The following is a 2,351-nucleotide window of genomic DNA, read 5'->3' as shown; positions in this document are numbered from 1 at the left end:
ATCGCCGACCTTCTTGAACCACTTGCCGACGGTCGCCTCGGTGACGGATTCGCCGAGAGTGGGGACGCGGATTTCGGTAGCCATTGTGCCTGTCCGTTCTCTTGTCTTCTTGAGGTCTGTTTATTCGCCGAGCGCGTCGTCGAGCAGCGCCGCCAGCTGGCTGAGATGCTTCGACATCAACCCGGTCGCCGGCGACGCCGAGGCTGGCCGGCCGGTGTAGCGCACCCGCTGGTGCTTGGCGTCGATATGCGCCAGCACCCATTCCAGATAGGGGTCGATGAACGACCAGGCGCCCATGTTCTTGGGCTCTTCCTGGCACCACACCATCTCGGCATTGCGGAAACGCGACAGTTCGGTGATCAGCGCCTTGGCCGGGAACGGATAGAGCTGTTCGACGCGCAGCAGGTAGATGTCGTTGATGCCGCGCTTTTCGCGCTCCTCATAGAGATCATAGTAGACCTTGCCCGAGCACAGCACCACGCGGCGGATCTTGGAATCCTTGACCAGCTTGATCGGCTGGTCCGCAAGCAGCTGCGCATCGTCCCACAGCAGCCGGTGGAACGAGCTCTCGCCTGCCATCTCCGACAGCGTCGACACCGCCCGCTTGTGGCGCAGCAGCGACTTCGGCGTCATCAGGATGAGCGGCTTGCGGAAGTCGCGCTTCAACTGCCGGCGCAGGATGTGAAAATAGTTAGCCGGCGTCGTGCAATTGGCCACCTGCATGTTGTCCTCGGCACAGAGCTGCAGGAAGCGCTCCAGACGTGCCGACGAGTGCTCCGGCCCCTGGCCTTCATAGCCATGCGGCAGGAGGCAGACGAGGCCCGACATTCTCAGCCACTTGCGCTCGCCCGAGGAAATGAACTGGTCGAACACCACCTGGGCGCCGTTGGCGAAATCACCGAATTGCGCTTCCCAGAGCGTCAACGCCTTGGGTTCGGCCAGGCTGTAGCCATATTCGAAGCCGAGCACGGCTTCTTCCGACAGCATCGAGTTGATGACTTCGTAGCCGGCCTGGGCCGCCGACAGGTTATTGAGCGGGATGTAGCGGTTCTCGTCGCGCTGGTCGTAGAGCACGGAATGGCGCTGCGAGAAGGTGCCGCGTTCCGAATCCTGGCCGGAGAGCCGGATCGGATTGCCGTCGAGCAGGATCGCGCCGAAGGCCAGCGCCTCGGCCGTCGACCAGTCGATGCCTTCGCCGGTTTCGATCGCCTGCCGGCGGTTCTCGAGGAAGCGCAGGATCGTCTTGTGCGCCTCGAAATCCTTCGGCACCTCGGTCAGCTTCTTGCCGATCTCTTTCAGCGTGCGCACCGGCACGGCGGTCTTGCCGCGCCGCTGTTCGTCCTGGTTGTCGGCCGTGCGCAGGCCCGACCACGCGCCGTCCAGCCAATCGGCCTTGTTGGGCTTGTAGTGCTGGCCGACTTCCCACTCGGCTTCCAGATGCGCGCGCCAGTCGGCCCGCATCTTGTCGACCTCGGCCTGGGTGATGTGGCCTTCGGCGATCAGCCGGTCGGCATAGACCTGCACCACGGTCTTATGAGTGCGGATGTTGCGGTACATGATCGGCTGGGTGAAGGCGGGCTCGTCGCCCTCATTGTGGCCGAAGCGCCGGTAGCAGAACATGTCCACCACCACCGGCTTGTGGAACTTCATGCGGAATTCGGTCGCGACCTTGGCCGCGTGCACAACCGCCTCCGGGTCGTCGCCATTGACGTGGAAGATCGGCGCTTCGATCATCTTGGCCACATCCGACGGATAAGGCGAGGAGCGCGAGAAGCGCGGATTGGTGGTGAAACCGATCTGGTTGTTGATGATGACGTGCAGCGTGCCGGCGACGCGATGGCCGCGCAGGCCCGACAGGCCGAGGATCTCGGCGATCACGCCCTGGCCGGCAAAGGCGGCGTCGCCATGCAGCAGGAGCGGCATGACCTTGGCGCGCTCCGACAGCGGCACGACCTCGCCGCGCTCGCGGCCGGCAAACTGGTCCTGCTTGGCCCGCGCCTTGCCCATCACGACAGGGTCGACGATTTCAAGATGCGAGGGGTTGGCGGTCAGCGACAGATGCACCTTGTTGCCGTCGAACTCGCGGTCCGACGAGGCGCCGAGATGGTACTTGACGTCACCCGAGCCCTCGACCTCGTCGGGCGCGGCCGACCCGCCCTTGAACTCGTGGAAGATGGCGCGGTGGGGCTTGGCCATCACCTGGGAAAGCACGTTGAGGCGGCCGCGATGGGCCATGCCCAGCACGATCTCCTTGAGGCCCAACTGGCCGCCACGCTTGACGATCTGCTCCAGCGCTGGGATCAGCGACTCGCCGCCGTCGAGGCCGAAGCGCTTGGTGCCCTTGTACTTGA

General features: G+C 64.4%; 1 protein-coding gene. It reads right to left on the bottom strand.

The genetic code is table 11. The annotated features are described in order from the left end of the window. Positions 1-120: 120 nt before the first annotated feature. Positions 121-2,351 (bottom strand): 2-oxoglutarate dehydrogenase E1 component (locus Q0L57_RS12760; protein WP_296743146.1); only part of this gene is annotated, 2,231 nt, incomplete at its 5' end.

It is taken from the genome of Mesorhizobium sp., from assembly GCF_024509055.1.
In the GTDB taxonomy this organism is placed as follows: domain Bacteria; phylum Pseudomonadota; class Alphaproteobacteria; order Rhizobiales; family Rhizobiaceae; genus Mesorhizobium.
The sequence above is the reverse complement of the archived record's forward strand: the minus strand, read 5'-3'. Positions and strand labels throughout refer to the sequence as shown.